This window comes from Aliirhizobium cellulosilyticum, assembly GCF_014198105.1.
GTDB lineage: Bacteria > Pseudomonadota > Alphaproteobacteria > Rhizobiales > Rhizobiaceae > Neorhizobium > Neorhizobium cellulosilyticum.
The window spans coordinates 235214-259545 of the sequence record NZ_JACIGW010000003.1; the positions used below are offsets into that span (position 1 = coordinate 235214).

Genomic DNA, 24332 nt, shown 5'->3' on the forward strand with positions numbered 1-24332 from the left:
AAGCCCATGTTTGCGGGCATATTCTAACGCCTCACATCGTTTCGATAGAGGAGAAAAACCGGAAACGTTTCGTTTTAGGTTTTATGGTGGAGGAATCATGGATACCTTAGAGAAGGAGACGCTCGGTAAAATCACCCGGCGGCTTCTGCCGATTTTGATCTTTGGTTATTTTATCGCGATCCTTGATCGCGCGAACGTGGGTGTCGCCGCGCTTACAATGAACCAGGATCTGGGACTGTCGACCGCAGCATTCGGCTTTGCCGCAGGCGTTTTCTTCGTCCCATACGTCTTGCTGGAACTACCATCCAATTTGGCGCTTGAACGGTTCGGCGCACGATGGTGGATCGCCCGCATTATGTTAACTTGGGGTCTTATCTCCGCAGCTCATGCTTTGGTTTGGAGCGCTGAGAGTCTTTACGTAGTTCGAGCGCTTCTAGGTGCCGCCGAAGCTGGCTTCTTCCCAGGCGTTGTCTTCTATTTGACCTTGTGGTTTCCCGCTGCGTACAGAGGCCGCATCATGAGCATGTTCATGACTGGCATCCCAATCGCACTCGTTTTGGGCACTCCACTCTCGACGATCCTTCTTGAGCTCGATGGCGCGATGGGCCTTCACGGTTGGCAGTGGATGTACATTGTGGAAGGCATTCCCGCGATCATTCTCGCGTTCTTCATCCCCTTCCTGCTGCCAAGCGGGCCAGCCCAAGCGAAGTTTCTGTCAGAGCAAGAAAGGGCATGGCTCATTTCACGACTGGAGCAGGAGCGAGCCGAAAAAGCCATGGTGGGCCAGGGTAGCCATGGAAAACAGCTTCTCAAGGCACTGCTGAGCCCACAGGTTTTGCTGTTCTGCCTGATGTATTATGGATTGACCAATCTCAATGGCGCAGTGAGCACATTCCTGCCGCTTATCCTGAAGGAGTTCGGTTTCGGCCAACTGCAGTCAGGTTTTGTTGCCGCCATCCCATATGCATTCGGCGCGGTCGGCATGCTTCTGCTTGGACGCCTCGCCGACAAGCCCGGAAGGCGAGTTGCTACGAACTATCTGGCACTCGGTATCTCCGTAATCGGCCTTCTAGTTACTGCTTGGATAAACGATCCAACGCTCAAACTCATTTCACTTTGCTTCGCGGCTGTGGGGGTATTTGGGGCCATGCCAGTGTTCTGGGGCCTACCAACAGCGGTTCTTAGTGGTGTGGTCGCGGCAGGCGGCATCGCGCTTATTAACTCGTTGGGCAACCTTTCCAGCGTCATCAATCCGTGGGTGATCGGTATCATTCGCGACCAGACTGGAAACTTTAATGGCGGCTTCTACTGGCTCGCTATCATGGCAACCATGTCGATGATCGTACTCACGGCAATCACATTGACCTTCGGTCGTGCCAGCGCCGCTTCCAAGAGGACTTAATTCATGCGCATCACAGAAATTCGGCTACGCCAACTTCATGGTACCTTGCCGACCAATGGAGATCATTGGGAAGAACGCCTCGTCCGTCCCATTGATATCTATCCCGAATATCGGACCCGTAACGACCACGAAGGTGGTACGCAGACTACCGACGGCTTCAAGATCGTCACCTACTTCGTTGAGGTTCACACCGATGAAGGTGTAACTGGACTTGCTGGTCCGATACCGGAAGGCGTTGCATTCATTATCGCACGCCAACTCCGACGGTTTCTGATCGGCCAAGATCCGATCGCTGGCGAAAGGCTTTGGGATCAAATGCATCGTGGCATGGTGCATGGACGACAGGGCGATGCGATGCTGGCCATCAGTGCCATCGACTGTGCACTCTGGGATCTGCGGGGGAAGTGGCTAAATCAGCCGGTGTACCGCCTGCTGGGTGGACCTACACAGACGACTATCCCAGCATATGCCTCAATGCTCGGGTTCGCAGTGCTCGATGCTGGTAAAGTCCACGAACGCGCAGTCGAGTATAAGGAAAAAGGATACCGTGCACAGAAGTGGTTCTTCCGTCACGGCCCGATGAGCGGTGCGGATGGCTTGAAGAAGAATATCGAGTTGGTTCGAACGCTTCGCGAGGCAGTCGGCGAAGACTATGATCTGATGTTCGATTGCTGGCAGGCAATGGATGTCGGATATGTTGTCGAGCTAGCCGAACGGATTGAGGAGTACAAGCCGCGTTGGCTCGAGGAATGTGTCATGCCGGACCGTATCGAGAGCTACTCGAGAATTCGGGAACGCATCTGCACCCCCCTCTCCGGCGCCGAACATGAGTATACGCGCTGGGGCTTTAAGCGGTTTCTTGATGCGGGTGCCTTGGATGTTATTCAGCCGGATATCTATTGGTGCGGCGGTCTTACCGAAACACTGAAAATCGCGGCTCTTGCGACCACTTATGATGTCGTGACCATTCCTCATGGCCACTCGACTTTTGCGACCGCGCATTTTTCTGCAACACAGTCTCCCATCCATACTCCCTATCAGGAGTATCTGGTCAAATGGAATGCCGTTCACCAGCACTTCTTAGTTGACCCATTGGATGTGATTGATGGCATGATTAATGTGCCTGACAGACCGGGGATGGCGATGGAAATTGACACGTCCAAGATTGAGAACGAGGCAATCGTTTTCAGCGACTAGCAGGAGCCCTCGAAGCGAGACTCTGATTTTGCAATTGCCCCAACGAAAGCCAGTTTAAACCGTTTCTGTTTCGTTGGATTGGAGTGTCCATCGCCAAATGGATGCAGTCGGTAAAGTTCACGACTTTTCCAACTGCGCCCATTTTGGACGACGATGTTCTCATTCTCTCGTCTTTAGCTAGCTGAGTTCGACAAACTCCAGCTGACGACGGCCATTCCCACGGCCAATCCCGCGAGTGAAAGGATTATCGAAGCCAAAACATATGTGAATGCCGCACTCTGGTGCCCAGCGTCCCATAAGCTGACCGCATCAAGCGAGAACGTTGAAAACGTCGTGAAACCACCAAGAATACCCGTCGTCAAGAAAAGCTTGAGCTCTTGAGGGAGATCCGATTTGAGTGCGAAGAGCGCCGTTATGGCGCCCATTGCGATCGATCCAACGATGTTTACCGTCAACGTACCATACGGGAAGTGGAGACCCAGTAGCCTCGCCGAAACGACATTGACGATTTGCCTTAAGACACCACCAATTCCGGCGCCGAAAAAAACGACAAGATAAACCATTCATATGCTCGCTATGTTGCACATCGGGTTAGCTTCAATTCGAGTGCGCCATCGCGCAACCATACATACAGATAGGTAATTGCCTGTTGTGAGACTTCGGGAGCTGCCAAGACTGTGCCAGAAGCGGTTGATCGATTCCGATCGAAGCCGAATTCTTTAATTGATACCTGTAGCACCCTTCCGGTCACACTCAGCTTCGATACCTCGAGCTGATTAACTTGCGCAGTGCCCGCGTTCCGTGGGCACTGCGCGGTTGAAGATGGCTTAGGATTCGACCACAATGGCAGTGGGCCTAAAGCCACTTGGTTGAACGCGTGAGATAGGAAGCCTGGCTCACAAAGCAGCTAGAACAGGCACCTAACGAAACAGTGGTTAAAGGATGCTGTCGTGATGTACTGCCTCAAAGAGCTGTGCGTTCTTTGTGTAATCCACGTTGACGCCAATCAAGACTGGACCAGGGATATCGAAAGCGCTTCGAAGTGTGGTTGCAAGGTCGTCAGGCCCTGATACCTGGAAACCTTTGGCGCCGAATGCCTCTGCGTATCGCACAACATCTACAGATCCAAGGTCGGTACCGGAATGACGCCCGTATTTGAGCTCTTCTTGAGCCGCCACCATGTTGTAGCTCCCGTCGATCCAAACCATATGAACGAGGTTCGACCTCAACCGTACCGCCGTTTCAAGCTCCATAGCCGAGAACAGAAACCCACCGTCGCCGGAAACTGAAAGGACCTTTTCAGTCGGGCGTACGATACTGGCGGCGATCGCCCACGGAAGCGCGACACCGAGTGTCTGCTGGCCGTTGGAAATAAGAACTTGGCGTGCACGGAAACTGGTCAGGTAACGCGAGAGATACAGGCTGAACGATCCCATGTCCGAGCAAAGGGTCACGTCAGGGGACATGAATTTCTGCAGCTCGGCAATGATCCTGAAAGGGTGGATTGGATCGCCTCCTTGAACTGCTGCTTCCGCCAAAAGGTTCGCGCGGTCATGTTTGATCTGTTCGAGTAGTAAGCTCGTCCTTTTGCTAAGTACCGAACGCGTTATGAGCACGCTCAATTGATACAGGCTCTCCTCGATGTTCCCGATGATCTCAACCGATGGATTATAGTCGTTTTCGATTTGAGCCGGGACGACGTCAATGTGGACAATCGCTCGGTCGTTATCCTTATTCCAGATTGACGGCCAGTATTCGATGGCGTCGTATCCGATGGTGACGACCAGGTCAGCCGATTCCAGGAGCTGATCCACCGGCTGGTTTGCCAACTGACCAACGCGACCGCCAAACATCGCGAACTCCCGTTCTGATAGGGCGCCAGCCGCTTGAAAGGTACCTACAACCGGCAACGCCTTCTTGTTCAGCAAATGTCTAATGGCATTCGCAGCACCTGGCTTACTTGCCATCAGACCGAGTAGCACCACCGGGTTCGTAGCCTCGTCGATCAGTCGCGCTGCTTCCGCGATAGCGGCGGTCGAGCCAGCGCCTTGTTCGAGGATTGAACGGAGGCGGATCGGCCTGCAGGCCGCAGGCGCATTCATAACGTCAATGGGGAGGCTGACGAACGCAGAACCGGGACGACCACTTTCAGCTGCGCGGAACGCTGCCGAAAGGACCTCGGCCGTCGCGGCAGGAGAATCTACCTCTGCTGCAAACTTTGTGACCGGTTTCAGCACATTCACCGAGTCGAGCGTCTGATGTAACGACTTAAGCCGGTCGGCAACCGCCACGCCGCCTCCTAGAGCAACAAGCGGATCACCCTCGGAGTGTGCGGTAGCAAGGCCGGTTGCGAGGTTCGATACACCAGGCCCCGAAGTGGCAATAGCTACGCCAGCCTTACCGGTCATCCGCCCAATTCCGCCCGCGATAAAGGCCGCATTCTGCTCGTGCCTGCAAACGACAGTCGTGATCGACGAGTCCAGCAAACGGTCAAAAACCTTGTCGATCTTCGCGCCCGGAACACCAAAGACATGCGTGACACCATGCTGCTCGAGGGTCTCGACAACGATGTCCGCGCCAGTTTGCGCAGTTTCACTAAAGCTGGTCATTATCTTTTCCGATCTCTATTGATGGGCTAGATTAAGAGTTACCGCCTTCTGCGGCGCTTATTTTTTCCGCCAGATCTGGCGCGGAAAGGTCTGCCTTCAGAAAATCTGAGGTGTCGGGAAGCTCCAGGTGGAAGCTCTGGAGAGGGCACAGGCGGCCAATCGCATTTTCGACCTCGAAATCGAGCACGTGTCCGCCGAACTTGCGATCCGCCATTAGAAAGTGGAGATGAAATCCCGGAACTCCAAAAGCTCCAGCATAGGCAGGGGTGCGAAATCCGGCCAAGGTCCCTTCAACATCATGAAGGATACTCTGCTTTTGCCCTTTCGCAGCCTCCTGCAAAGGCGGGAATGGACGGCTCTGCTTTCTTACCGTGCGCGTAACAATCGTCCGGAAGCGACCGTCAATTCTGATCGCAGAAAAGAGGTTAGCCTGTGTGCTTTGCTCCACTAATCTGAACGCCTCGGACATCGTTACTGCCTCGAGTTTTAGATCGGCAACATCCTGGAAAAAGGTAACAAGCGCGAAAGGCGTACGTTGCGTGTCATCGACAATTTTCACACTACCGTCGGAGCGCAATTGATAGAACACGCCGTCAAATCCGACCATCTCTCCATCAAGGTCGTTAAACGTTCCCAATCCGAAATCACCGTGCGAATGTAGATCACCGTAGGTCGTGGTGCCCTCGTAAACTCCATCTACGAGAGCCGACATCAAGGAAGTCTGATAAGCTTCCCCCGCGACAGCATTTGGGACCCTATCCGCAAGGACAGATGCCGACGCGATCAGCTCATTGGCGCCGGAGAGAGGTTGTATGTTATCCATCGAGAATCCTGTCTACTTCGCGTGCCTAAGTATCTCACGGAAGCTATGGCTGACTCAGTGAACGAGCAATTGGACCAAGATGTATGCTTCCCATACCTCAGTAGAGGGACCACTTAGCTTTCAGGACGCGGATAGCCGTCTGGATGTGTCGCTCATGCCTCAGACGGAGGGCCACTAACGCGCACCAAATTTGCTTTGGCCTGCGTCGAAAAACAAACAACTGCCACACCAACCACACGTGGCTGACAGTGCGATTGTCATGTGAGGCGCGGCAAGCAACTTAGATCTATCGATGCACCATTCGGATGAAATAGCGGGTGGAGATGTCCTTCGGACACCAACGTTCAATCAGCATCCTGATTGCGAAAGCTTTTCCAGGGATACTTCAATTGCGATCTCTGAAGAAAGCTGTCCCCGCTGTCATCGTCAAATGAAGAGCTCACGATAGGATCGTCAGCTCGCAAAGCGGGTGAAATCAGTCCCGAAATGGTTGGTATAGCGTCCGGAAATAACCGCAATGGGCAAGACGATTAGGACATCGGTGGTGTTGAAGGCCTGATCGACAACGGCGCCATCACCAATCATAGCACCAAGACGCAGATAACCTTTCACCAGCGGCGGCATCGCCAACAAAGCCTGACGCGGATCGATCTCTTCAAGGGCGAGCAGATCCATATTACGATAGAGATCCGTCTTTGCCGAAACCATCCATTCGTCCTTTACCAGCGAGCTCTGGTGCAGAAAGGAGAGTGCGAGTGCGTGCTCCTGCGGATCGATACCGGGGAAAGATGCGCAGCCGAACATTGCGCCCATGCCGTGTCTCAGTGAATATGCCCAGTTGCCTTGCCAGAGCAGTTGAACCGTTCGCTTGGTGCGATACTCGGGTAGAACGCACGAACGGCCGAGCTCCATGAACTGCTTGTCCGGATGACGCTTTATAAGCGGTTCGATATCGAACTCAGAGGCGGAATAGAAACCGCCATTCGCCATGGCGACTTCTTGGCGGAGTAAGCGGTAGGTGCCAACAATCTGCTCCTCGATCTCACCTTCGATTGCATTGTCGATGACCAGAAGATGATCGCAGATGTCATCATAGGAGTCGAAATCGCGCTTTAGATGCATTGCCACGGGAGGCAGCATCGCTTTCATCTCTCCGACAAAAACACGGTAACGAACAGACTGTGCGGCGGCGATCTCCCGGCTGTTGCGTGCAAGCCGCGTTTCTAAGGAGCCGATACGTCCGAATACATCACCATATTCGTTTGGCGGTGCCGGTGTAGAGTGAGTATCAAGGATCAATTCACGGGTAGGGAATTCGATTGCCATGGTGTTTCCCCCGACCGGTTCCGAAGAGACGCCGAAACAGACCATTAAAATGTTCCGACGTCGCACATCAGATTAGCTTCATTCGCAATCCGCAATTCCGCAACCATACGTAAGGATAGGCAACGGCCTTTTATGAAGTTTTCAGACAACTCAAAACGGCAGCAAGGAAGGATTCCTTAGCGATCGATCGAAGACAGAGTTTGCTCCGCCGGATCACCAGGCCTCGCCCCGAGCGGATGTTGCACTTCTTTCAAACGCTCGATCACCTCACTTGCATGCTCAATAACCTGATGTAAGCGCTTTAGATGCAGTGATACCGTGCGGAGCGCTTCCTCTTCGCTTGTCAAATCAAAGATCGAGCGATTGTCGTTGTCAGACATGAATTCAATCTGTCCCTGTCTAAATGATTATGAAGCTAAATTGAGTGCGGTATTATTTTTCACCGAGCGCGGAGAGCAGCAGCTACTTAAATACTTGGATATCTTATCGTTTATTACTCGCACCTTAACCAAGCATCCGTTTTTTTAGAATTCATGGATGCATAAGCTATATCTATTTGTCGCCTTAAAATTGTAAATTCCGCAGTGTTTTTCAGAGCAGCCAACAGATGGGCGAATGGATAACCCACCTCAAAGCCGTCATTGACAAAAAGGGACCGCAGCGGAGTTTCTTGCGACGTCGCGGGGGACATAACTGACGTCTTTGAAATCGCTCGAGCTTACCACTTAACCCAAGGAGAATTGTCGCCGCCATGACGAATGAAGTTGTGGGTATCCGGATTTTCGTGTGGAACACCGTTTGTCGGGTCCCGATCGGCATAACGCGACACTAGAGCGGAAGTTTTGGCCTGAAGAATTATTGGCGTTTGACAGGACAAGGAAATTCGATGTCTCATTTAGGTAATGAGGCTTTATTCCTAATTTCCTTGCAGACAATTTCCATTCCATTTTATTGCTCCGATGAAGATCGTGCTTTCCTCGTCGAATTGCGACGTTTGCAGTCGGTAGCGATCCGCACCGCCTACGCCAACGCGCTGGCGGCCGACGGCAAGCCGCGCAAGGAAAAGGATCTCCGCCATCAGGTCAAAGCACGGGTGGTTGGCTATGGAGTTCTCGATAGCTGGGCCGTCCAATGTGCGACGAGGGTTGGCATGGCCAAGCGCAAGCTCCGCTCCGACGGTAAGCTAATCTTCGGCAGCCGTGCTGCGCTTGAGCGACGCCGGAAAGGCTTGATCTCCTGTGAGCAGTGGCGCCGAAAGCGCCTACATCCGTTTGTCAGCTACGGCGATCGCCAGAAGACCCGCGGCAATCAGAATATCCATCTGATCGACGAAACGACAATCCTGGTGAAGATTGGCAGGAAAGAAGGCGGTGGCCGATCTGGCAAGACTGTCACTCGCACGGCCCTATTCCATCTACCGCGCATGACGGGCAATCGCGGGGCGATCATGCGCCAGTTGGTCGAGATCTGCTCCCGGACCGTAGAAAAAGACCGGATCAACGTCAGCTATGCGATCGGTGATACTCACATCAGCGTGACCTTTGATCCCCAGGACTTGCCAGATCATCCCCAGCGCCGACGCCCGGTGCGGCCGTTTGCTGGGCGAAGCCTGGGCATTGACCTTAACCCGAACTGGATCGGCATAGCCGTTGCCGAGAACGTGGGCGATCCGTCTCGAATGTCTGAGACGTCTCTTCTCGAACATGCGCTGGTCAAACTCGACCTACCAGCCGATGCATCACCCGAACTTGTACGAGAAACGCTCGCGGCGGTCGCGGATCGAGCCATCGATGTGGCTCGCAAGCACCGATGCGGGACGATCGTCTTGGAGAAAGGGCTTGGAAAGCTCCGCTCCAGCGGAAAGAACAGGTCACTCAATCGACTGTTGAATTACTGGGCAAGGACCATCTTCTTCCCAGATGCTGACCCGCCGAGCGCGGCTTGCCGGGATCCACGTTATGGAGGTGTGGGGTGGATATAGCTCCACCATCGGCAACTTGGCATTCGACGCTCCAGATGCGTGCGCGGCCGCCTGTGAGATTGCCAGGCGCGGAATAGCGCGTCTGGCCAAAGCAAAGGACGTCCTTCCGGTCTATGAGGAAGGGTGCGTTTCCCGTCTATGGAAGAATGGGAAGGCGCCCGTTGAACTCAAGTCGTGGCAGGACGCTCATCGGAAAATTAAAGCGGCGAAGATTGGCTACCGCCGCCCGCATCCCGACCGGCCGCAAGGCTGGCGGGATACCGATGCCCCGACGCTCGCGTCAGATGGGCATGCGGTCGTCCGCCTTCGCAGACGTCATCGACCGGGACTGCTGTTCCGCCTGATGGCATCACCGAAGTCGGATGCAGTAGTTCGGAATTTTGTTCAATGTGGACGTGTTTCGCTGAAACACGAATCCACACAAAAATCCGGATAGCCGAAGTTTCTTTGGCACGTCACCAAGATCATGCACGAATATTAAGGCAGTGGTTCCGCACCCTCGAAGACGCCCCTGAACCGCTTCGTTCTCGCATTGCGTGGCTAAGATCACAGTTTTCAGCAGAGAGGTTGTCTACGGAAGTTATCGTGCAGGGTCGCGGCATGGTCGGATCTGGTCGGTTGAACTGGCCTGATGATCTTCAAGAAAGGCTTTCGAGCCAGCTAGCTCTCTTAGAAGCTCTCACGGAAAAAGAGGATTCCGGATGGCGTTTTGCCATGAATTTTTTCCCAACCAGGACCAATAACCTGAACGACATCGTCTCAGAGTTAAATACCCATCTCTTCGAGCCTCACGCACGCGAACTCCGGCGATACCTAGCAAAAAATACGAACGTCCCAGTCGTCGAAGTCGAACCGGATGAGATACCCGCTTCGGACCGGATCGTGACTCTACACCACAACACGGTAGCACATGATGAGGCCGACGCCGCGCTTGCGAATGTCGAGAGGGACCTCCAGCAGGCCAATGATGGAGATCCTCAGGAGAAGGAGCGAGTCCTGGCTGAAATTGGCGCGGCCCGGCGATTGCTGAAAGCCTCTCAAGTTCGCATCGCCCTCCTCGCCGGACTTCTCGGATCTGCCTTGAGCTGGATAACCTCGCAATTCGCCGAGACCGCGGCTGGTAAAGCTGCTGAATGGGCGATTCAGAAGCTGACGGAATACCTGCCAATGCTTTCCGACTTATTCTAAGATCGGCTTTCGCGGAGCCGGGCCAAGGTGTGCAGCCGTTGTTTCGGACATTCATACAGCGACTGCAGTCTCCAACCTTTTTCGTCGGCCTAAGCCTGCGGAGACAGCCTGCAATTCCGTGGATTCCCTAACATGCGTCTGGACACCCAGCATAAGCAGGACCAGGCAGGATGCCGCGCATTTGGAGTTAGTACCGCAGTCCAAGCACATATTCGAGCCATCCTATTTTCGGAGATAGCTCTTCGCACCGCTATCAGAGTAGCAGAAACGGCCTCCTCTGGGACCTACGCAATAGTTGCCAGACCGGCAGGAGCATTCGCCCGATACCGCGGGGCTCATTTGATCCGCAGTGTTGTTGAGCAGCCCCAACGCTCCAGCGCCTGAGGCCGAACAGCTCTTTTTGCTCGCGCTGACCGAGCCGTCATTGCATATGAAGGTCTCACCTCTGCACCCTGCTACACCACCTTTGCTACCGCTGCATGGATAGTTCGCAGCTTCAACATTGAGACTGACGAGCAAGATTGTTCCGAGCGTCCAGCTGAAAGCCAAGGCTCGACAGATCCGATTGTCCGATAAAACACGCATTCTTCAGTCAGTCTGATCACTCTGAACAAACCGCCCCAACCCAGCTTTTAATCGCTCTGGAGCCAACCATCACAAATGCGCGAATGCAATACATTTACACGTTCTTGATTAACAGCACACAGAACGCAGGTCTCCCTGCAACTCCGCCATCATGGAATGGTGATAGAAAGGCGCACATGACCTTAGGTGAACTCATCGCCCTTTATCGCCCAAACCTCTTGGACGAGACCGTAGGTGTTCAACGTAGTTGGGAGGAAACTTTCCGCTACACCCTGAAATTCTACCCACTGGACACCCAGCTTGAGAAATTCGACCTGGATGTTCTGGCGACCAAAATGGCTGCCTCAGGGATCAATCCACAATTCGTGTCGGGATACGTCGAACGCTGGCGCCGTCTACTCGACAGGGTCCACGAGCTGGAAGCATCCAGACAACCGTAAATGCATCCTGAGATGCCAGGCCCAGTGCCCTGTCAGCGCGATGCCTTTCGTTTTTTGCAGATCACAGATCAGCCACCGGGAGGTTTGGACTGAACCGCGCCGCTCTCAACTGCAGCCCAAAAGCGCTCGGCAAGCTCGGACATCCTGGCCTTCGGCCGAATGAGCACGATCTTGACCCCGACTACCCATTCATCGGATCCGGCCACAGTGAGCTTGCCGCCTTCGCCCAGCTCGGAATTCGCGATGCTTCCGGGTATCCACGCGATTCCTTTCCCTTCCAAGGCGAGGGCCTTGAGAACCATGGCAAGGTGAGACGTCAGAACATGCTTGAGATGTAAGCGGCCAGCACGTTCCGGGATCGCCGCTGCAAGGATGCGCCCCATCCCCGAGGACTCATCGAAAGCGATATGGGGTACCGGCTCGCTCTCCAATCCAGGGAGAGCAAAAAGCGGTTTGCCATCGCAGGTTCGCGCAGACACCGGTAAGAGCTGGTCGCTTGCCAACTCCAGGTGCCTATACTCGCTCCGCTGAAGCCGTATCTCGCTCTCCGGATGATAATGACACAGGAGGAACTGCGCACTGCCTTCCGACATCATCCGCTCGCACTCTCTCATATTGTCGGAGAGCATTCTGATGGGCAATGCTGATGCCGATGGGCCGAGACTTTGGAACCAGCCAGGAAAAAACGTGAAGGACAGCGCATGGGTCGCTGCGAAGGTCAGCGTCCCCGATGCCGTTTTGGCTTGATCAAGCTCATGTTTCGCTTTCTCCAGACGATTGAGGACGTCTGCAGCGGCAGCAAGAACGATCTTCCCGCCAGGGGTAATTTTTAGCCGATGCGTTGAGCGATCGACCAAAGGCAAGCCGCTCCATTCCTCCAATGCTCTGATTCTTCGCCCGAAAGCTGGCTGCGTGATATTTCTTTTTTCGGCAGCACGCGAGAAATTGAGTGTTTCCGACAAGGCGATCAGATCCGCTAACAAAGCTGTATCCATCTTCTCTCCCCAGGTTCCGATCGTATTGCGCAACCAACCTACGCTAAGAAGGCGGCCAACAGCTATGCCGAAACGGCACTGATAGGAACGCGAACGGCATTAGATCGTCCACTCGCGCCTCGGTATCAAATTCTCGTCGGATTTTCCGACCGCTGCAGAGGAGCGGCGTGGGAGAAGGAGGATCGCCATGGCACGCAAAGTGCTGGGTCAACTGTATGTGCAAGTCCTAATCGGCATAACGCTTGGCATCGCTCTCGGGCTGTTCGTTCCGGACTTTGCACAAAAACTACAGCCGCTGGCCGACGGCTTCATCAAGCTCATCAAGATGCTTCTGGCACCGGTCATATTCGCGACAGTGGTCCTGGGTATCGCCAAAATGGGCGACATAAAAGAGGTAGGAAAGATCGGAGCTCGCGCACTGATCTATTTCGAAGTCGTCTCCACGATAGCTCTTGTGTTGGGACTGATCGTCGTCAACATCATGAAGCCTGGCGTCGGCATGAACATCGATGTCAGCACGCTCAATGCCAGCTCAATCACCCAGTATCAGCAAACAGCCCAGACCCAGGGTGGGTTCATCGAATTCGTGATGAATATCATCCCGACCACCATGGCTGACGCTTTCGTCAAAGGCGCAATGCTGCAGGTCATACTGCTCGCAGTCCTGGTCGGCGTTTCGCTGGTTCAAATCGGCGAACGCGGCAAGCCCGTCATCGATTTCCTTGATGCTTTCCTGCAGTGCTTGTTTCGCATTGTGTCGATGGTCATGCGGCTCGCCCCGCTCGGCGCAGGCGCAGGCGTCGCCTTCACAATTGGCAAGCATGGCATTGGAACGCTCTGGTCCCTCGGCTACCTTATGCTTGCCGTCTACCTGACGTCTGCTCTTTTTGTCGTCTTCATTCTCGGAGCAGTCGCACGCTGGTCGGGTTTCCCTCTGATGCACTTCTTCCGATACTTCAAGGATGAGCTGCTCATCGTGCTGGCGACCTGCTCATCTGAAGCCGTCCTTCCAAGGATGATGGAAAAACTCGAAAGGCTCGGCTGCAAGAAGTCCGTGGTCGGCCTGGTTCTTCCAACGGGCTACACATTCAACGCTGATGGCACCTGTATCTATCTCACGATGGCAGCTGTGTTTGTTGCACAGGCAACGAATACCCCTCTCGGCATTGAAGGTCAGCTTCTTATCCTTGGCGTGCTTCTGCTGACATCGAAAGGATCTGCTGGAGTTGCTGGCGCAGGCTTCGTCACCCTCGCCGCGACCCTCTCCAGCTTCCCCGCCGTGCCAATCGCAGGGCTTGTTCTCCTTCTCGGGGTCGACCGCTTCATGAATGAAGCACGCGCAATCGTGAACCTGATCGGCAATGGCGTCGCCACAATAGCCATCGCGAGATGGGAAGGCGCTCTCGACGAGAAAACCGTCAAGGCGGTCATCGCAGAACAACGCGGGGACATCCCCCGCCAGATAACCGCTGCCGCTCCAAGCGTGCAGCACTAACGACCTGAATATTTAAACAACGGAGTAGCAAATGCGTATCGTCGACGTCTGCGAGGTCACCAAACCGATCTCGTCCCCCATTCGGAATGCCTATATCGACTTTTCCAAGATGACGGCCAGCCTGGTGGCGGTTGTCACCGACGTGGTCAAGGACGGCCGCCGCGTGGTCGGTTATGGCTTCAATTCGAACGGACGCTACGGCCAGGGCGGTCTCATCCGCGAGCGTTTCCGTAACCGCATCCTGGAGGCCTCGCCTGAGAGCCTGCTGAATGATGAAGGCACCAATCTTGATCCTCACAAGATCTGGGCGACCATGATGATGAACGAAAAGCCCGGCGGTCACGGTGAGCGGTCCGTCGCTGTGGGCACCATCGACATGGCGATCTGGGATGCTGTCGCCAAGATTGAAGGAAAGCCGCTGTTTCGTCTGTTGGCTGAAATGAAGGGAAGAGAAGCAAACCCTAAGGTCTTCGTTTACGCCGCAGGTGGCTACTACTACCCAGGCAAGGACAATAGTGCACTGCAGGCTGAGATGCGGGGCTATCTCGATCGGGGCTACAACGTCGTCAAAATGAAGATCGGGGGCGCTTCCATTGACGAAGACCGAGGCCGGATTGAATCCGTGCTCCAGGAGATCGGCTCCGAAGCCCAACTGGCTGTCGACGCGAATGGCCGCTTCGATCTCGAAACAGGTATCGCCTATGCCAAGATGCTGCGCGACTATCCGCTCTTCTGGTATGAGGAGATCGGCGACCCGCTGGACTATGCCCTGCAGGCTGCAATTTCTGAATTCTACGATGCCCCGATGGCGACAGGTGAGAACCTTTTTTCGCACCAGGACGCCCGTAACCTGCTCCGCTATGGCGGCATGAGAGCAGACCGCGATTACCTGCAGTTCGACTGCGCCCTTTCCTACGGGCTGGTGGAATACCTTCGCACACTTGACGTTTTGCGCCAGTTCGGCTGGTCACCAGAGCGCTGCATTCCGCATGGCGGCCACCAGATGTCTCTCAATATCGCGGCGGGTCTCGGACTTGGCGGCAATGAGAGCTACCCTGACCTCTTCCAGCCCTACGGCGGGTTCCCAGATGGCGTTAAGGTGGAGGACGGACATATCGTGATGCCTGACCTTCCCGGCATCGGCTTCGAAGGGAAGTCGGACCTGATCAAGGTTATGCGGGAACTGGCCGAATAGAGGATTCCGAAGGCGGCGGTGACTTCTTCAGCGCCGCCGCAATCCGGCAAAATGACAGAGGGCGCTCAACCCAACCGGGGAGCGCCCTTTTGATGTGGTCGTCAGATGACGGTGCCCAACTTCCGGCTGGAAATGACGCGACCGTCTCACCGTCGGCCAGGCCGCTGACAAACAACGCCAACTGAGGCTTCGTGCGCCATCTTCGAGCCATGGCTCCTACTCTTTCAAATAGCGGCCTGATTTTCTCGTGATCTTTTTCGTTCGATCAACGTTTCACCACTATGGAAAACCTTGGCCCATACCACAGCAGTGTATCCGATTCTGAGACGGCTCTGAAACGTCTGCGAGAGATGGAGTTGATCGAACTGATGCTCGATTTCGATATCGACAGCTTACAATTTTATGCCGACTCCATCGCTGAAGAACGGCAGCACCTGACAAATCTTGCAGTCCGATACCCCTCGTCAAAAACGCCGAATTCATAGTGTGGCTTGCGAGGTTGTGCGACTGAGCTAGACCCTAAACATCATACGAACCGCCAGCGCCCTGCTGCCCCCTGTTTAAGGAACCTACATGAAATCATTCGGGGAAAACTTTCGTGCCCTGGTCATCGGAGCGAGCGGTGGTGTCGGCCAAGCTCTCGCTGAGAGCCTGCTCCAGCAGGATGCTTGTGGCGAAGTCCTTACGCTGTCGAGAAGCGAAGATGGCCTCGATCTCCTCGATGAGAACAGTATTGCAGAGCAAGCGGGTAAGCTCGCCGAAAAGCATTTCGACCTAATCGTGTGCGCCACCGGAGCGTTGACCATCGAAGGCGTTGGACCAGAGAAGACTATCAAACAGATTTCTCCGGATGCGATGGCTGCCCAATTTGCAGTGAACGCAATCGGCCCTGCCCTCACTTTAAAGCACTTTACGCCATTGCTGCGCCAGTCGAAACGATCCGCCTTTGCGTTGGTTTCCGCCCGGGTCGGCTCGATCGGCGACAATCGGTTAGGCGGCTGGATATCTTATCGGTCGGCAAAGGCTGCCTTAAACCAAATTGTCCGGACAACCGCGATAGAGGTTGCGAGGAAGCGGCCAGACGCAATTATTGTCGCCATCCATCCGGGGACAGTGAACACGCCGCTGTCTCGGCCATTTGGCTCGAATCACACGTCGACGGAGCCGAGCGAGGCGGCAACGATGATTCTGGCGACTATCGATTGTCTGAAGAGCTCGGACACTGGCGGCTTCTTCGCATACGATGGTAGTCGAATTGAGTGGTAGGCTAGCGTTAAATCTGAGGGTCGGCTCGGAACCAACTTCCCGGAGTTGGGTTGATCGCTTCAGTCACTTGGAGGAAGCAATGACCGCTCACCGCGCCCAATGGAAAGGGCATCTCAAAATTGGAGAATTGACCTGCGCCGTCGGCCTCTACACTGCGGCCTCAATCGCTGATCGGATCAGCTTCCACATGCTGAACCAGAAAACCGGCAATCGCCTGAAGCGCGAGTTCATCGACAGCGAAACCGAAGAATTGGTCGAGCGCGATCAGCAAGTCAAAGGTTTCGAAACTGGCAGTGGCGACTACATCATGATCGATCCGGAAGAGGTGGCGGCCGTCGTGCCGGACTCGGATAAGATGTTGGAGGCCGAGGCTTTCATCCCCTGCAGAAGCGTAGACGATGTCTATTTCGACAAGCCGTATTACCTGGTGCCTGTGGACGAAGCGGCCAATGATGCCTTCACCTGCATCCGAGATGCCCTGGTCAAAACCAAGGCTACCGCGATAGCGCGAACAGTGCTTTTTCGGCGCATCCGAACCGTGCTGATCCGGCCGCACGGCAGGGGTCTGATCGCCACGACCCTCAATTTCGACTACGAGGTCCGGTCCTCGAAAGATGCCTTTAAGGACGTGCGGAAGGTGAAGGTCGAAGGCGAGATGCGCGATCTCGCCAAGCATATCATCGAAACCAAGATGGGCGATTTCAACCCTGCAAAGACAGATGACCGATACGAAACCGCCCTCACCGCTCTTGTGAAAGCGAAGGCAGAAGGCAAGGCACTGCCGAGACCGAAGCCAGTGAAGGTCTCGAAGCCGAGTGATCTCCTTAAAGCGCTACGAGAAAGTGCTGGAAAGGGAAAGAATTCGGCCAAAAAGCCAAAGGCCGCAAACGCCAACAGCAGGAAAAAGAAGCCTTCCGCGAGCAAGTCGAAAAACACCCAAAGGAAGGCAAGTTGACCATGGCACCACGTCGTCCTTATTGGAGAGGATATCTCAAGCTTTCACTCGTCACTTGCCCTGTCGCAATGGTGCCCGCAACATCCGCCAGCGCGAAGGTTCGCTTTCACACCTTGAACAAGGATACCGGCAATCGCGTCGTTTCGCAGTATATTGACAGCGTTACCGGAAAGAGCGTGAAGGACGAAGACGAGGCGAAGGGTTACGAACGCGGCGAAAACGATTACGTGATTCTGACGGATGAAGACTTGGAGGCCGTCGAATTGGAGACGGTCAGAACCATAGACATAGAAAAGTTCGTCCGCCGCGACAGAATCGAGTGGATCTATCTCGACACCCCGTACTACCTGACAGCGAACGAGAAAATTGGCGATGAGGCCTTCTCCGTCATTCGAGAGGCTATGAAGGCGCAGGATGTCGTCGGCGTTTCGCGTCTCGTCCTTGGCCGCCGCGAGCGAGCAGTGATACTGGAGCCGCGCGGCCAGGGGATCGTTGTCTGGACGCTGCGTTTCGGTGACGAGGTTCGTCCAGAGACAGAATACTTTGCCGACATAGATAAGAAGTCAGACACCAATGGCGTCGCGGCTCTAGAGAGGGTCATCAAGAAGCGGATGAAGGATTGGTCGCCTGAAATGGTATCGGATCCGATCCAGGAGAGCCTGCTCAAACTGATCGCAAGTAAGAAAAAGTCGAAAAAGCCAGCCAGAAAGACGGCCTCCAAGTCGGCCAAAGGCAAAGAGGAGAAGCCCAGCAATGTCGTCAACATCATGGATGCGTTGAAAAAGTCGGTGGCGAAAGAGCTGCAATCGCGCCGGGCTGGCTAACCGGCAAGGTGCAAGTCAGTTGCGTGGTTGCTCGCGAAGCGCTGCCGATATTGCTAGCAAATTATCGACGATTTTCGGGAACGCAGGATCATCGGCAACTTCCCGCGCAATTTCATCTGCAAAATCCGCTGCAGCCAAAGATAATTGCTCAGATTCTCTGAAGCGTTCAGGATAGTGTCCTTTAAGCCAATCAATGAGGTCTTTGGCCTCCCATGGGTCCCTGCGGTCGATCGCCCGTAGGAGTCGCTGCCGAATTTCGAAGTCATGAACACTCAGTGTCATCCGCGTTCTTCTCCGACCAGTTCAACAGAAGGCTTTGCCGATTATCTTTGTGGGTTCGGTAAACTGCAACAAGCAACATAACCTTCATCATTGTCCATATCAAATGCGGGCACACTTCTGTCCTAGCGTGAGGTTGACTGATAGCTGCACTATGCCGTTGACATCGGCTCATCTCGCCAAGGCGAACTGGGCTGGTGGATCATTGGGCCACGTGGTGAGGAATGGTAAACAGGACTCGAGCAGATGATCGCGGGGTTTACAGAAGCGATACGCTCTCGGCCTGTGATCTTGGTTTTTAAGCGCCCATGCATTCGTGTGCGAATCCTGAATTGACTGCAACTTTGCAACGTCGAGTTATAGATTCTATAGATTCCAAATTTTCGGGGCATAGGTTAACAGCATGAAATTGCTCGAAAAACGGCATGCCTCAAATCAGCAATCCACTAAATTTTGAACGCAATCCACTAAAAATCGCCACAACAAATGCTTCGAACTTCGAACTAACCCTGTTCGGGCGGCCGAACACGCATGGACGATTGTTCGGCACTCCGAACGATGCGGGAGGGGGTCTGCACCTCTTCCCTTCTTTGTTAGAAGTCGGCTGGAACCCAAATCGACCTCACCAAAAGCTTCACGGACTGTCAGTCTCCTATTGAAACCTCTGGCTGGCGTGACAGGCACTCGCCCGGCACGATCGTTGCGACATTTCTTCAATGTCCGTTACACCATCGCGCGGATACGGCTGGTTGACGAAAATCTCAACAACATCATCGCGCACAAGCTCCACCGCCAGGATCGGGCTGGTTACTACCGCCGCTTGTTCAGCCTCTTGATCGCTTGTTCAAGTGAGCGCTGGCCGTCGCAATAATCCTGCCAAGCAGTGCTGTCCTTCAGGTGCCCTGGTACGGTGCGAATTGTATAACGTTTCGGATCAAGGCCTTTCTTCACCTGCGTCCAGTTCAAGGGCATCGAAACCGTTGCGCCCGGGCGAGCACGCGGCGATAGTGGTGCCACCGCCGTTGATGTCCGGTCATTCCGAAGATAGTCGAGGAAGATGCGCCCATTCCGCAGGCTCTTTGTCATCTTGATGAGGTAGAGGTCAGGATTGTCCCTTGCCATCTCCCGGCAGACATCATGCGCAAATGCCTTTCCCTCGTCCCAAGAGAGCTTTTTGCCTTTTGGGACCAGCAGTGGCGTCACAACATGAAGTCCTTTCCCGCCCGTGGTCTTACAAAAGCTGACGAGGCCAAGTTCTTCAAGCCGATCACGAATTTCACGGGCACCTTCAATAACTGTGTCAAAATCGACATCGGGACCGGGGTCGAGGTCGAACACCAAACGTCCAGGCACCTCGGGCTGGTCCGGTTCACAATTCCAAGGATGGAGTTCGGTGCCGCCGATCTGTGCAACAGCAGCCAGTCCTTCTACGCGATCGATCTGTAAGTACGGCTGTTTGTCGCCCCTAACGGTGACTTGTTCGATCAGGTTTGAGGTGCCCTGCATCGCGTGCCGTTGGAAAAACTGTTCTCCACTAATGCCGTCCGGTGTCCGGATGATCGAGCACGGTCGTCCTTTGATGTGATCGATCAACCAGGGACCGACAGCCTCGTAGTATTGAGCCAAATCGACCTTGGTGACCGGCTCGTTATCGAGAGCATCCGGCCAAAGCGCTTTGTCCGGGCTGGAGATCAGAACGCCCATGACGTCGGCCTTTGCCCCTTTACGGTATTTAGAGGCGCGGGGCTTTGCCGGTGCATCATTTTCCGGATCGGCCACATCGGTCTCGGTTGGCTTGGCAGGCTTCTCAGCCTCGACCTCCTCGGCCGGTTTGTCTTCCCGCAATCCCTTGAAAGCAGCCTGTCGTACTTGACCGTCGGCGGTCCAACCGGCGAACTGAATTTCAGCGACCAGCTCTGGCTTTAACCAGACGATATCGTCGCTCTTCTTCGGAGCGCCAATGCCGGTGAACGGCGACTTTGAGGATTTCATCTCTTCCAGTCGAGGCATCAGCTTGTTAACGACACTGGCTCCGTATCCGGTACCCACGCGGCCCACATAGACGAAGTGGTTGCCACGATTAACGCCGACGAGCAGGGAGCGAAATTTCCCGTTCGTGGTCGCATAAGCGCCGATAACTACCTCATGTCCTGCCCGGCATTTGGACTTGGCCCAGGTCTTCGTTCGGCCCGAAACGTAAGTGGCATCTCCCTTTTTGGAAACGATGCCCTCCAAGGATAGCTTGCATGCCGATTTGAGGACAGCATCTCCGCCGGTCTCGAAGTGCTCAACGAAGCGAAGGCGCGGGTCGCCAGTAGCGTCTGCCATAAGCGCCGATAGACGCTCCTTGCGCTCAATCAGGGGCAATTTGCGGAGGTCGTTGGCTCCTTCGAATAGGAGGTCAAACGCGAAATACACGAGATCATCGGTCTTGCCTTCCGAAAGCGCCGCTTGGAGGGCTGCGAAATCTGGCGCCCCATTTTCGTCCAGAGCGCAAATCTCTCCATCAATGATGGCGTCCGGGAAGTTCGAGAAACACCGCACTATCGCAGAATATTTGCCGGTCCAGTCCAGTCCCTTGCGGGTTTTGAGGGTGACGTCGCCGTTTTCGACGCGGGCCTGGATGCGGTAACCGTCGAACTTAATCTCATGAAGCCAGCCTTTGGCGGCGGGCGGGCGATCAAGGTTCTCACAGAGTTGCGGCTCGATAAAGGATAGCATCTGGGTTTCAGATGCCTTCTTGGCAGCCTTTGGCTTTGTTTTCGTTCCGACCTTACGGTCCTCAGCCGCTAAGCCTTCACTGCTGTTCCACACAGCATCGGCATCGATCGCACTAGACGTCATGAATGGCTTCGGTTTCCGGCCTTTTCCCGATGCGATGGCTTCCATGTCTCTGCCAGAGGCGACGGAGGTATCGTTCACTTCCAAGATTGCTGCGCCATCTTCGTCGACTGAAAAGTCGTCGTGATGTTTAATCAAGAGCCAGTTCGCTCGCTTTTCGCCCTCCTTGCCTCGCATCCGTACGAGCACGAAACTCCCGCGCAGACGGTCACCCTCAAGTTTGAACTTGAAGTCGCCCTTGGCCAACGCCTCTTCGGGGCTTTTACTCCCGTCTGGCTCCCAGTAGCCCCGATCCCAAAGCATGACTGTGCCGCCGCCATATTGCCCCTTTGGAATCGTGCCCTCGAAATCACCGTAGTCTAACGGGTGGTCCTCGACCTCAACGGCTAAGCGCTTATCTTGGGGATCGAGAGAAGGCCCCTTTGTGACGGCCCAGGACTTGAACACCCCGTCCATCTCGATGCGGAAATCGTAGTGGAGGCGCGTCGCGTCATGCTTCTGGATTACGAAGCGACGACGGTTCGATGACTTTACCTCAACCTTCCCGCTGGGTTCGGCGGTTTTTTTGAAGTCCCGCTTTGCGCGGTATTTGCTCAGATTGTCAGCCATATTCGGGTCTTAGCTCCGTAGGGACTGAATTCCGACTACACGCATAGTTCTGTGAGACCTCAGCTCGTAACAACATCGGTTGCGCCCAATTCATTGAAGGCGGCTTGAACGCTCTCTTCCTGGTCTGCGGCGACGTCAGCAGATACCTCGATGTTCGACGACAGCGCCCCATCACCCCGCGCATCCCCGTCCACCGTCGCGGCGTCTCCGCCGCTGATATCGGTGCCTGATGAGTTTTCTGAACCGCTGGTCTGTACAAAGATATCCGCCCGGTCGATGCCGAGTTTTTGAACAAGATGTTCAACCGCTAGGTCAGCAGCCTCACGAGTGGAAAAGGTGGCGGTGATGGTCTTCGTGCTTGTGTCAGACATCAAAATCTCCTCTCGTTTCTACCGCCAATAAATCATGCGGTCTGCTTGAATTCGCGCAGCTGGTCGATCATCGCTAGAGCTGCCGCTACGGTTTGGTCTTCGCTGGAGCCTGGATCAGCAGACATCCTGACTGTGATGAGATCGTTGCCCTCACCCTTGAACTCCACGGTGACGGTCGTGTCTGTGGTCTGTGCGACATTTATGTTCTTCAGCAGCATAGAATTAATCCTTGGACGAGGCTGGATGGGTATGCATTTCTTGAAACTCATAGCGATCTAAGGATCGATCGGTCTTGCCGGGTTCGGCATCGGGGTGAGAGATCTTCACATCAACATCAGAAGGCAGAGTCATAGCCTGCTCAGCATTCATTATGCCTAGCGCGATGACGCCGTCCTCCATCTCAGCAACCACCTCTACAACCTTGCGATCCATCGCTGGCCTCCTTCGTGAACATGTCCGCTTCCTGAACTACCAGCCGCACTCGGTGGTTCCCTTGCTTTGAGAGGGTGAAGTTGAGCCGGAACGATCGTCAGCTGCACTGGTTGTGCTAGTTCAATGGAGGATCTCAAAATGGCAACCACAACACCAAGTGACGGCGCTCCGGGCACAACCGATCAATCTCCGCGATGGGAAGGGCCTCAAGAAAACAAACCCCGCGGTTATATGAAGCCGAAGGACGATCCAGATCGGGATGAGGATGCAGTTGGCGAAACGAATGCCAACCCGCAGAAAACTAGCGTGTCCGACGCCCTCAAGACGAAGGATGATCCAGATGCCTAACCCTGAAGACGATGCCAAAGGTCAATATGCTCCATCGCAAGCGGATCGGAAGGCCTCTGGAGTGCACAGCGCGAAGCCTACAGTAGTCACTGGGTCGGAAGATGCCACCGTGCACCGCGATCCACCTGGTAAGAAGGCCGGAAAGGACTGGGATGTGAACTACGATCCCACAGAAAATAGTGAGGAAAGATCTAACGGCTCGCGCTAGCCTGCCCAAACTGGTAGTGTGAGTGGAACGCGGGGTGCCAGTCGACTTGGAGGCACTCTCACCGTCGCGAAAGCGATCCAGCTGGTATAGCGGATAGAACGAAAGTTTGAAGAGTTGTCGAATTTCCGAGAGGGCGTCCGAAAGGAGCCCTCTTGATGGTTCTAGCAGCGCTTCGTCCCCGCCTGTGAAATTTAGACACTCAACTCATGCGTTTTCGCATGCTGCCCCTATTGCTCAATAGAACCGGAACAAGTCGCGATCCATTATTTCGTCGAGCCCGCCAAGGGGTTGCCAAACAAGTCGACAGACGCTGGTGGACTGATGCGCTTATCATCGCTGCCATCTGATAGGCGTCCGCCGAATGATCTAGCGCTGTTTGGCCGTCCAGACCACAGCACTAACTCGACCTTCTCTCCCGCCATGATATCCCGATGAGCAATGAAGTAGCCTCGATGATCTGGAGCGCCCTCATGACCAGCCTTTTCAACTTCAAAAAGGCTGACATCGCCTGGCTTAGCCTTGTAACCCATTCCAAGATCCCTCGGTCGTATGACAGTCTCGATACACAGATAGCGTTAGGCCCGCACTCGACAACATGAAACATGCGCGAACTAGCAACGGGTGCCCTGGCCCGAACGGCTGGACGTCCCTTCCATTGTCAGTTCCCTCTGAATTTGTTTTGCGGAACAGAGTGCCTCATCGCCAGTTCATAATGCGGCATGAGGAGCAAACTAATGAATGTTTCACACACACGAGTAGTCCACGAAGGCGCTGGAAAATGGATTGTTGATTTCATCATTGATGATGGTGAATCTGTCTCGGTGAAAGTCACCGACGAGAAGCTGGCCGAGGCGGAAAAGGTCATCGATCACGCCAAGCGCATCACGAGCGAATTGGCTAACTAGGCCAGGAGCCTTGCAAGAGAGTGGCGAATCCCACCTCAAGTTTCGATAGCAGTAACAG

General features: G+C 54.5%; 25 protein-coding genes. 13 read left to right on the top strand and 12 right to left on the bottom strand.

Features of this window, described 5'->3' with window-relative positions:
* Positions 1–97: 97 nt before the first annotated feature.
* Together GGE33_RS15555 and GGE33_RS15560 are read left to right on the top strand one after the other, a co-directional pair.
* Positions 98–1402, top strand: coding sequence for an MFS transporter (locus GGE33_RS15555; protein WP_183824694.1), 1305 nt, complete (start codon positions 98–100; stop codon positions 1400–1402).
* Between the two features lie 3 nt (positions 1403–1405).
* Entirely contained in the window at positions 1406–2599 is a 1194-nt protein-coding gene (locus tag GGE33_RS15560) for an enolase C-terminal domain-like protein (RefSeq protein WP_183824697.1), read from the top strand.
* A gap of 173 nt (positions 2600–2772) precedes the next feature.
* Here the strand turns inward: GGE33_RS15560 and crcB are convergent, their stop codons facing one another.
* The 5 genes from crcB to GGE33_RS15585 form a co-directional block, all read right to left on the bottom strand.
* Positions 2773–3162 carry a fluoride efflux transporter CrcB gene (gene crcB, locus GGE33_RS15565; protein WP_183824700.1) on the bottom strand — a complete coding sequence of 130 codons (390 nt, stop codon included), beginning with the start codon at positions 3160–3162 and terminating at the stop codon, positions 2773–2775.
* Between the two features lie 372 nt (positions 3163–3534).
* The gene (gene alsS, locus GGE33_RS15570; protein WP_183824703.1) at positions 3535–5208 is read right to left on the bottom strand and encodes an acetolactate synthase AlsS; all 1674 of its coding nucleotides are present in this window, start codon (positions 5206–5208) and stop codon (positions 3535–3537) included.
* 31 nt (positions 5209–5239) lie between these two features.
* Positions 5240–6031: an acetolactate decarboxylase gene (gene budA, locus GGE33_RS15575; protein ID WP_183824706.1), complete on the bottom strand. Its 792-nt coding sequence runs from the start codon at positions 6029–6031 to the stop codon at positions 5240–5242.
* 453 nt (positions 6032–6484) lie between these two features.
* A complete protein-coding gene (gene olsB, locus GGE33_RS15580; protein ID WP_183824709.1) occupies positions 6485–7357 on the bottom strand; it encodes a l-ornithine N(alpha)-acyltransferase in 873 nt (290 codons plus the stop codon).
* A gap of 176 nt (positions 7358–7533) precedes the next feature.
* Positions 7534–7737: a hypothetical protein gene (locus tag GGE33_RS15585; RefSeq protein WP_183824712.1), complete on the bottom strand. Its 204-nt coding sequence runs from the start codon at positions 7735–7737 to the stop codon at positions 7534–7536.
* Positions 7738–8243: 506 nt separating this feature from the next.
* On the opposite strand from GGE33_RS15585, the gene GGE33_RS15590 reads away from it, so the two are divergent.
* The 3 genes from GGE33_RS15590 to GGE33_RS15600 all read left to right on the top strand — a co-directional run bounded on the left by GGE33_RS15590 (position 8244) and on the right by GGE33_RS15600 (position 11551).
* Entirely contained in the window at positions 8244–9338 is a 1095-nt protein-coding gene (locus GGE33_RS15590; protein WP_183824715.1) for a hypothetical protein, read from the top strand.
* A 567-nt stretch (positions 9339–9905) separates the two neighbouring features.
* A complete protein-coding gene (locus GGE33_RS15595; protein WP_183824718.1) occupies positions 9906–10526 on the top strand; it encodes a hypothetical protein in 621 nt (206 codons plus the stop codon).
* A gap of 761 nt (positions 10527–11287) precedes the next feature.
* The gene (locus GGE33_RS15600) at positions 11288–11551 is read left to right on the top strand and encodes a hypothetical protein (protein WP_183824721.1); all 264 of its coding nucleotides are present in this window, start codon (positions 11288–11290) and stop codon (positions 11549–11551) included.
* A gap of 68 nt (positions 11552–11619) precedes the next feature.
* On the opposite strand, the gene GGE33_RS15605 is transcribed toward GGE33_RS15600, so the two are convergent.
* Positions 11620–12546, bottom strand: coding sequence for a LysR substrate-binding domain-containing protein (locus GGE33_RS15605; protein WP_183824724.1), 927 nt, complete (start codon positions 12544–12546; stop codon positions 11620–11622).
* 187 nt (positions 12547–12733) lie between these two features.
* Between GGE33_RS15605 and dctA the strand changes: the two genes are divergently transcribed.
* The 5 genes from dctA to ku (GGE33_RS15630) all read left to right on the top strand — a co-directional run bounded on the left by dctA (position 12734) and on the right by ku (GGE33_RS15630) (position 18281).
* The gene (gene dctA / locus GGE33_RS15610) at positions 12734–14041 is read left to right on the top strand and encodes a C4-dicarboxylate transporter DctA (RefSeq protein WP_183824727.1); all 1308 of its coding nucleotides are present in this window, start codon (positions 12734–12736) and stop codon (positions 14039–14041) included.
* A gap of 31 nt (positions 14042–14072) precedes the next feature.
* A complete protein-coding gene (locus GGE33_RS15615) occupies positions 14073–15236 on the top strand; it encodes a mandelate racemase/muconate lactonizing enzyme family protein (RefSeq protein WP_183824730.1) in 1164 nt (387 codons plus the stop codon).
* Between the two features lie 573 nt (positions 15237–15809).
* On the top strand, positions 15810–16502 hold the full coding sequence (locus GGE33_RS15620) for an SDR family NAD(P)-dependent oxidoreductase (RefSeq protein ID WP_183824735.1): 693 nt from the start codon (positions 15810–15812) through the stop codon (positions 16500–16502).
* Between the two features lie 79 nt (positions 16503–16581).
* Complete coding sequence (gene ku / locus GGE33_RS15625; RefSeq protein WP_183825594.1) at positions 16582–17457, top strand: non-homologous end joining protein Ku; 876 nt, start codon at positions 16582–16584, stop codon at positions 17455–17457.
* Positions 17458–17459: 2 nt separating this feature from the next.
* Positions 17460–18281 (top strand): non-homologous end joining protein Ku, encoded by an 822-nt coding sequence (ku, locus tag GGE33_RS15630; protein WP_183825598.1) that lies wholly within the window; start codon positions 17460–17462, stop codon positions 18279–18281.
* A 15-nt stretch (positions 18282–18296) separates the two neighbouring features.
* Here ku (GGE33_RS15630) and GGE33_RS15635 read toward each other — a convergent pair whose 3' ends face one another.
* From GGE33_RS15635 to GGE33_RS15655, 5 genes are all read right to left on the bottom strand, one after another.
* A complete protein-coding gene (locus GGE33_RS15635; protein WP_183824738.1) occupies positions 18297–18563 on the bottom strand; it encodes a hypothetical protein in 267 nt (88 codons plus the stop codon).
* An 807-nt stretch (positions 18564–19370) separates the two neighbouring features.
* A complete protein-coding gene (gene ligD, locus GGE33_RS15640) occupies positions 19371–22010 on the bottom strand; it encodes a DNA ligase D (RefSeq protein ID WP_183824741.1) in 2640 nt (879 codons plus the stop codon).
* 59 nt (positions 22011–22069) lie between these two features.
* Complete coding sequence (locus GGE33_RS15645) at positions 22070–22381, bottom strand: hypothetical protein (RefSeq protein ID WP_183824744.1); 312 nt, start codon at positions 22379–22381, stop codon at positions 22070–22072.
* Between the two features lie 32 nt (positions 22382–22413).
* A complete protein-coding gene (locus GGE33_RS15650; RefSeq protein WP_183824746.1) occupies positions 22414–22599 on the bottom strand; it encodes a hypothetical protein in 186 nt (61 codons plus the stop codon).
* 4 nt (positions 22600–22603) lie between these two features.
* Positions 22604–22813, bottom strand: a complete 210-nt coding sequence (locus tag GGE33_RS15655) for a hypothetical protein (RefSeq protein ID WP_183824749.1) — start codon at positions 22811–22813, stop codon at positions 22604–22606.
* 138 nt (positions 22814–22951) lie between these two features.
* Here GGE33_RS15655 and GGE33_RS15660 point away from each other — a divergent pair, with 138 nt between their 5' ends.
* Together GGE33_RS15660 and GGE33_RS27515 are read left to right on the top strand one after the other, a co-directional pair.
* The gene (locus tag GGE33_RS15660; protein WP_183824752.1) at positions 22952–23161 is read left to right on the top strand and encodes a hypothetical protein; all 210 of its coding nucleotides are present in this window, start codon (positions 22952–22954) and stop codon (positions 23159–23161) included.
* Positions 23154–23369, top strand: a complete 216-nt coding sequence (locus tag GGE33_RS27515) for a hypothetical protein (RefSeq protein ID WP_246436145.1) — start codon at positions 23154–23156, stop codon at positions 23367–23369. Before GGE33_RS15660 ends, GGE33_RS27515 begins: the two co-directional genes overlap by 8 nt.
* Positions 23370–23632: 263 nt before the next feature.
* Here GGE33_RS27515 and GGE33_RS15665 read toward each other — a convergent pair whose 3' ends face one another.
* Positions 23633–23899, bottom strand: coding sequence for a hypothetical protein (locus GGE33_RS15665; protein WP_183824755.1), 267 nt, complete (start codon positions 23897–23899; stop codon positions 23633–23635).
* A gap of 204 nt (positions 23900–24103) precedes the next feature.
* Between GGE33_RS15665 and GGE33_RS15670 the strand changes: the two genes are divergently transcribed.
* A complete protein-coding gene (locus GGE33_RS15670) occupies positions 24104–24274 on the top strand; it encodes a hypothetical protein (protein WP_183824758.1) in 171 nt (56 codons plus the stop codon).
* Positions 24275–24332 lie beyond the last annotated feature (58 nt).

Bases quoted from the DNA above. Each gene is read 5' to 3' on its own strand.
- GGE33_RS15555 (WP_183824694.1), top strand. From the start codon at position 98: ATGGATACCTTAGAGAAGGAGACGCTCGGTAAAATCACCCGGCGGCTT.
- GGE33_RS15560 (WP_183824697.1), top strand. From the start codon at position 1,406: ATGCGCATCACAGAAATTCGGCTACGCCAACTTCATGGTACCTTGCCG.
- crcB (WP_183824700.1), bottom strand. From the start codon at position 3,162: ATGGTTTATCTTGTCGTTTTTTTCGGCGCCGGAATTGGTGGTGTCTTA.
- alsS (WP_183824703.1), bottom strand. From the start codon at position 5,208: ATGACCAGCTTTAGTGAAACTGCGCAAACTGGCGCGGACATCGTTGTC.
- budA (WP_183824706.1), bottom strand. From the start codon at position 6,031: ATGGATAACATACAACCTCTCTCCGGCGCCAATGAGCTGATCGCGTCG.
- olsB (WP_183824709.1), bottom strand. From the start codon at position 7,357: ATGGCAATCGAATTCCCTACCCGTGAATTGATCCTTGATACTCACTCT.
- GGE33_RS15585 (WP_183824712.1), bottom strand. From the start codon at position 7,737: ATGTCTGACAACGACAATCGCTCGATCTTTGATTTGACAAGCGAAGAG.
- GGE33_RS15590 (WP_183824715.1), top strand. From the start codon at position 8,244: ATGTCTCATTTAGGTAATGAGGCTTTATTCCTAATTTCCTTGCAGACA.
- GGE33_RS15600 (WP_183824721.1), top strand. From the start codon at position 11,288: ATGACCTTAGGTGAACTCATCGCCCTTTATCGCCCAAACCTCTTGGAC.
- GGE33_RS15605 (WP_183824724.1), bottom strand. From the start codon at position 12,546: ATGGATACAGCTTTGTTAGCGGATCTGATCGCCTTGTCGGAAACACTC.
- dctA (WP_183824727.1), top strand. From the start codon at position 12,734: ATGGCACGCAAAGTGCTGGGTCAACTGTATGTGCAAGTCCTAATCGGC.
- GGE33_RS15615 (WP_183824730.1), top strand. From the start codon at position 14,073: ATGCGTATCGTCGACGTCTGCGAGGTCACCAAACCGATCTCGTCCCCC.
- GGE33_RS15620 (WP_183824735.1), top strand. From the start codon at position 15,810: ATGAAATCATTCGGGGAAAACTTTCGTGCCCTGGTCATCGGAGCGAGC.
- ku (WP_183825594.1), top strand. From the start codon at position 16,582: ATGACCGCTCACCGCGCCCAATGGAAAGGGCATCTCAAAATTGGAGAA.
- ku (WP_183825598.1), top strand. From the start codon at position 17,460: ATGGCACCACGTCGTCCTTATTGGAGAGGATATCTCAAGCTTTCACTC.
- GGE33_RS15635 (WP_183824738.1), bottom strand. From the start codon at position 18,563: ATGACACTGAGTGTTCATGACTTCGAAATTCGGCAGCGACTCCTACGG.
- ligD (WP_183824741.1), bottom strand. From the start codon at position 22,010: ATGGCTGACAATCTGAGCAAATACCGCGCAAAGCGGGACTTCAAAAAA.
- GGE33_RS15645 (WP_183824744.1), bottom strand. From the start codon at position 22,381: ATGTCTGACACAAGCACGAAGACCATCACCGCCACCTTTTCCACTCGT.
- GGE33_RS15650 (WP_183824746.1), bottom strand. From the start codon at position 22,599: ATGCTGCTGAAGAACATAAATGTCGCACAGACCACAGACACGACCGTC.
- GGE33_RS15655 (WP_183824749.1), bottom strand. From the start codon at position 22,813: ATGGATCGCAAGGTTGTAGAGGTGGTTGCTGAGATGGAGGACGGCGTC.
- GGE33_RS15660 (WP_183824752.1), top strand. From the start codon at position 22,952: ATGGCAACCACAACACCAAGTGACGGCGCTCCGGGCACAACCGATCAA.
- GGE33_RS27515 (WP_246436145.1), top strand. From the start codon at position 23,154: ATGCCTAACCCTGAAGACGATGCCAAAGGTCAATATGCTCCATCGCAA.
- GGE33_RS15665 (WP_183824755.1), bottom strand. From the start codon at position 23,899: ATGGGTTACAAGGCTAAGCCAGGCGATGTCAGCCTTTTTGAAGTTGAA.
- GGE33_RS15670 (WP_183824758.1), top strand. From the start codon at position 24,104: ATGAATGTTTCACACACACGAGTAGTCCACGAAGGCGCTGGAAAATGG.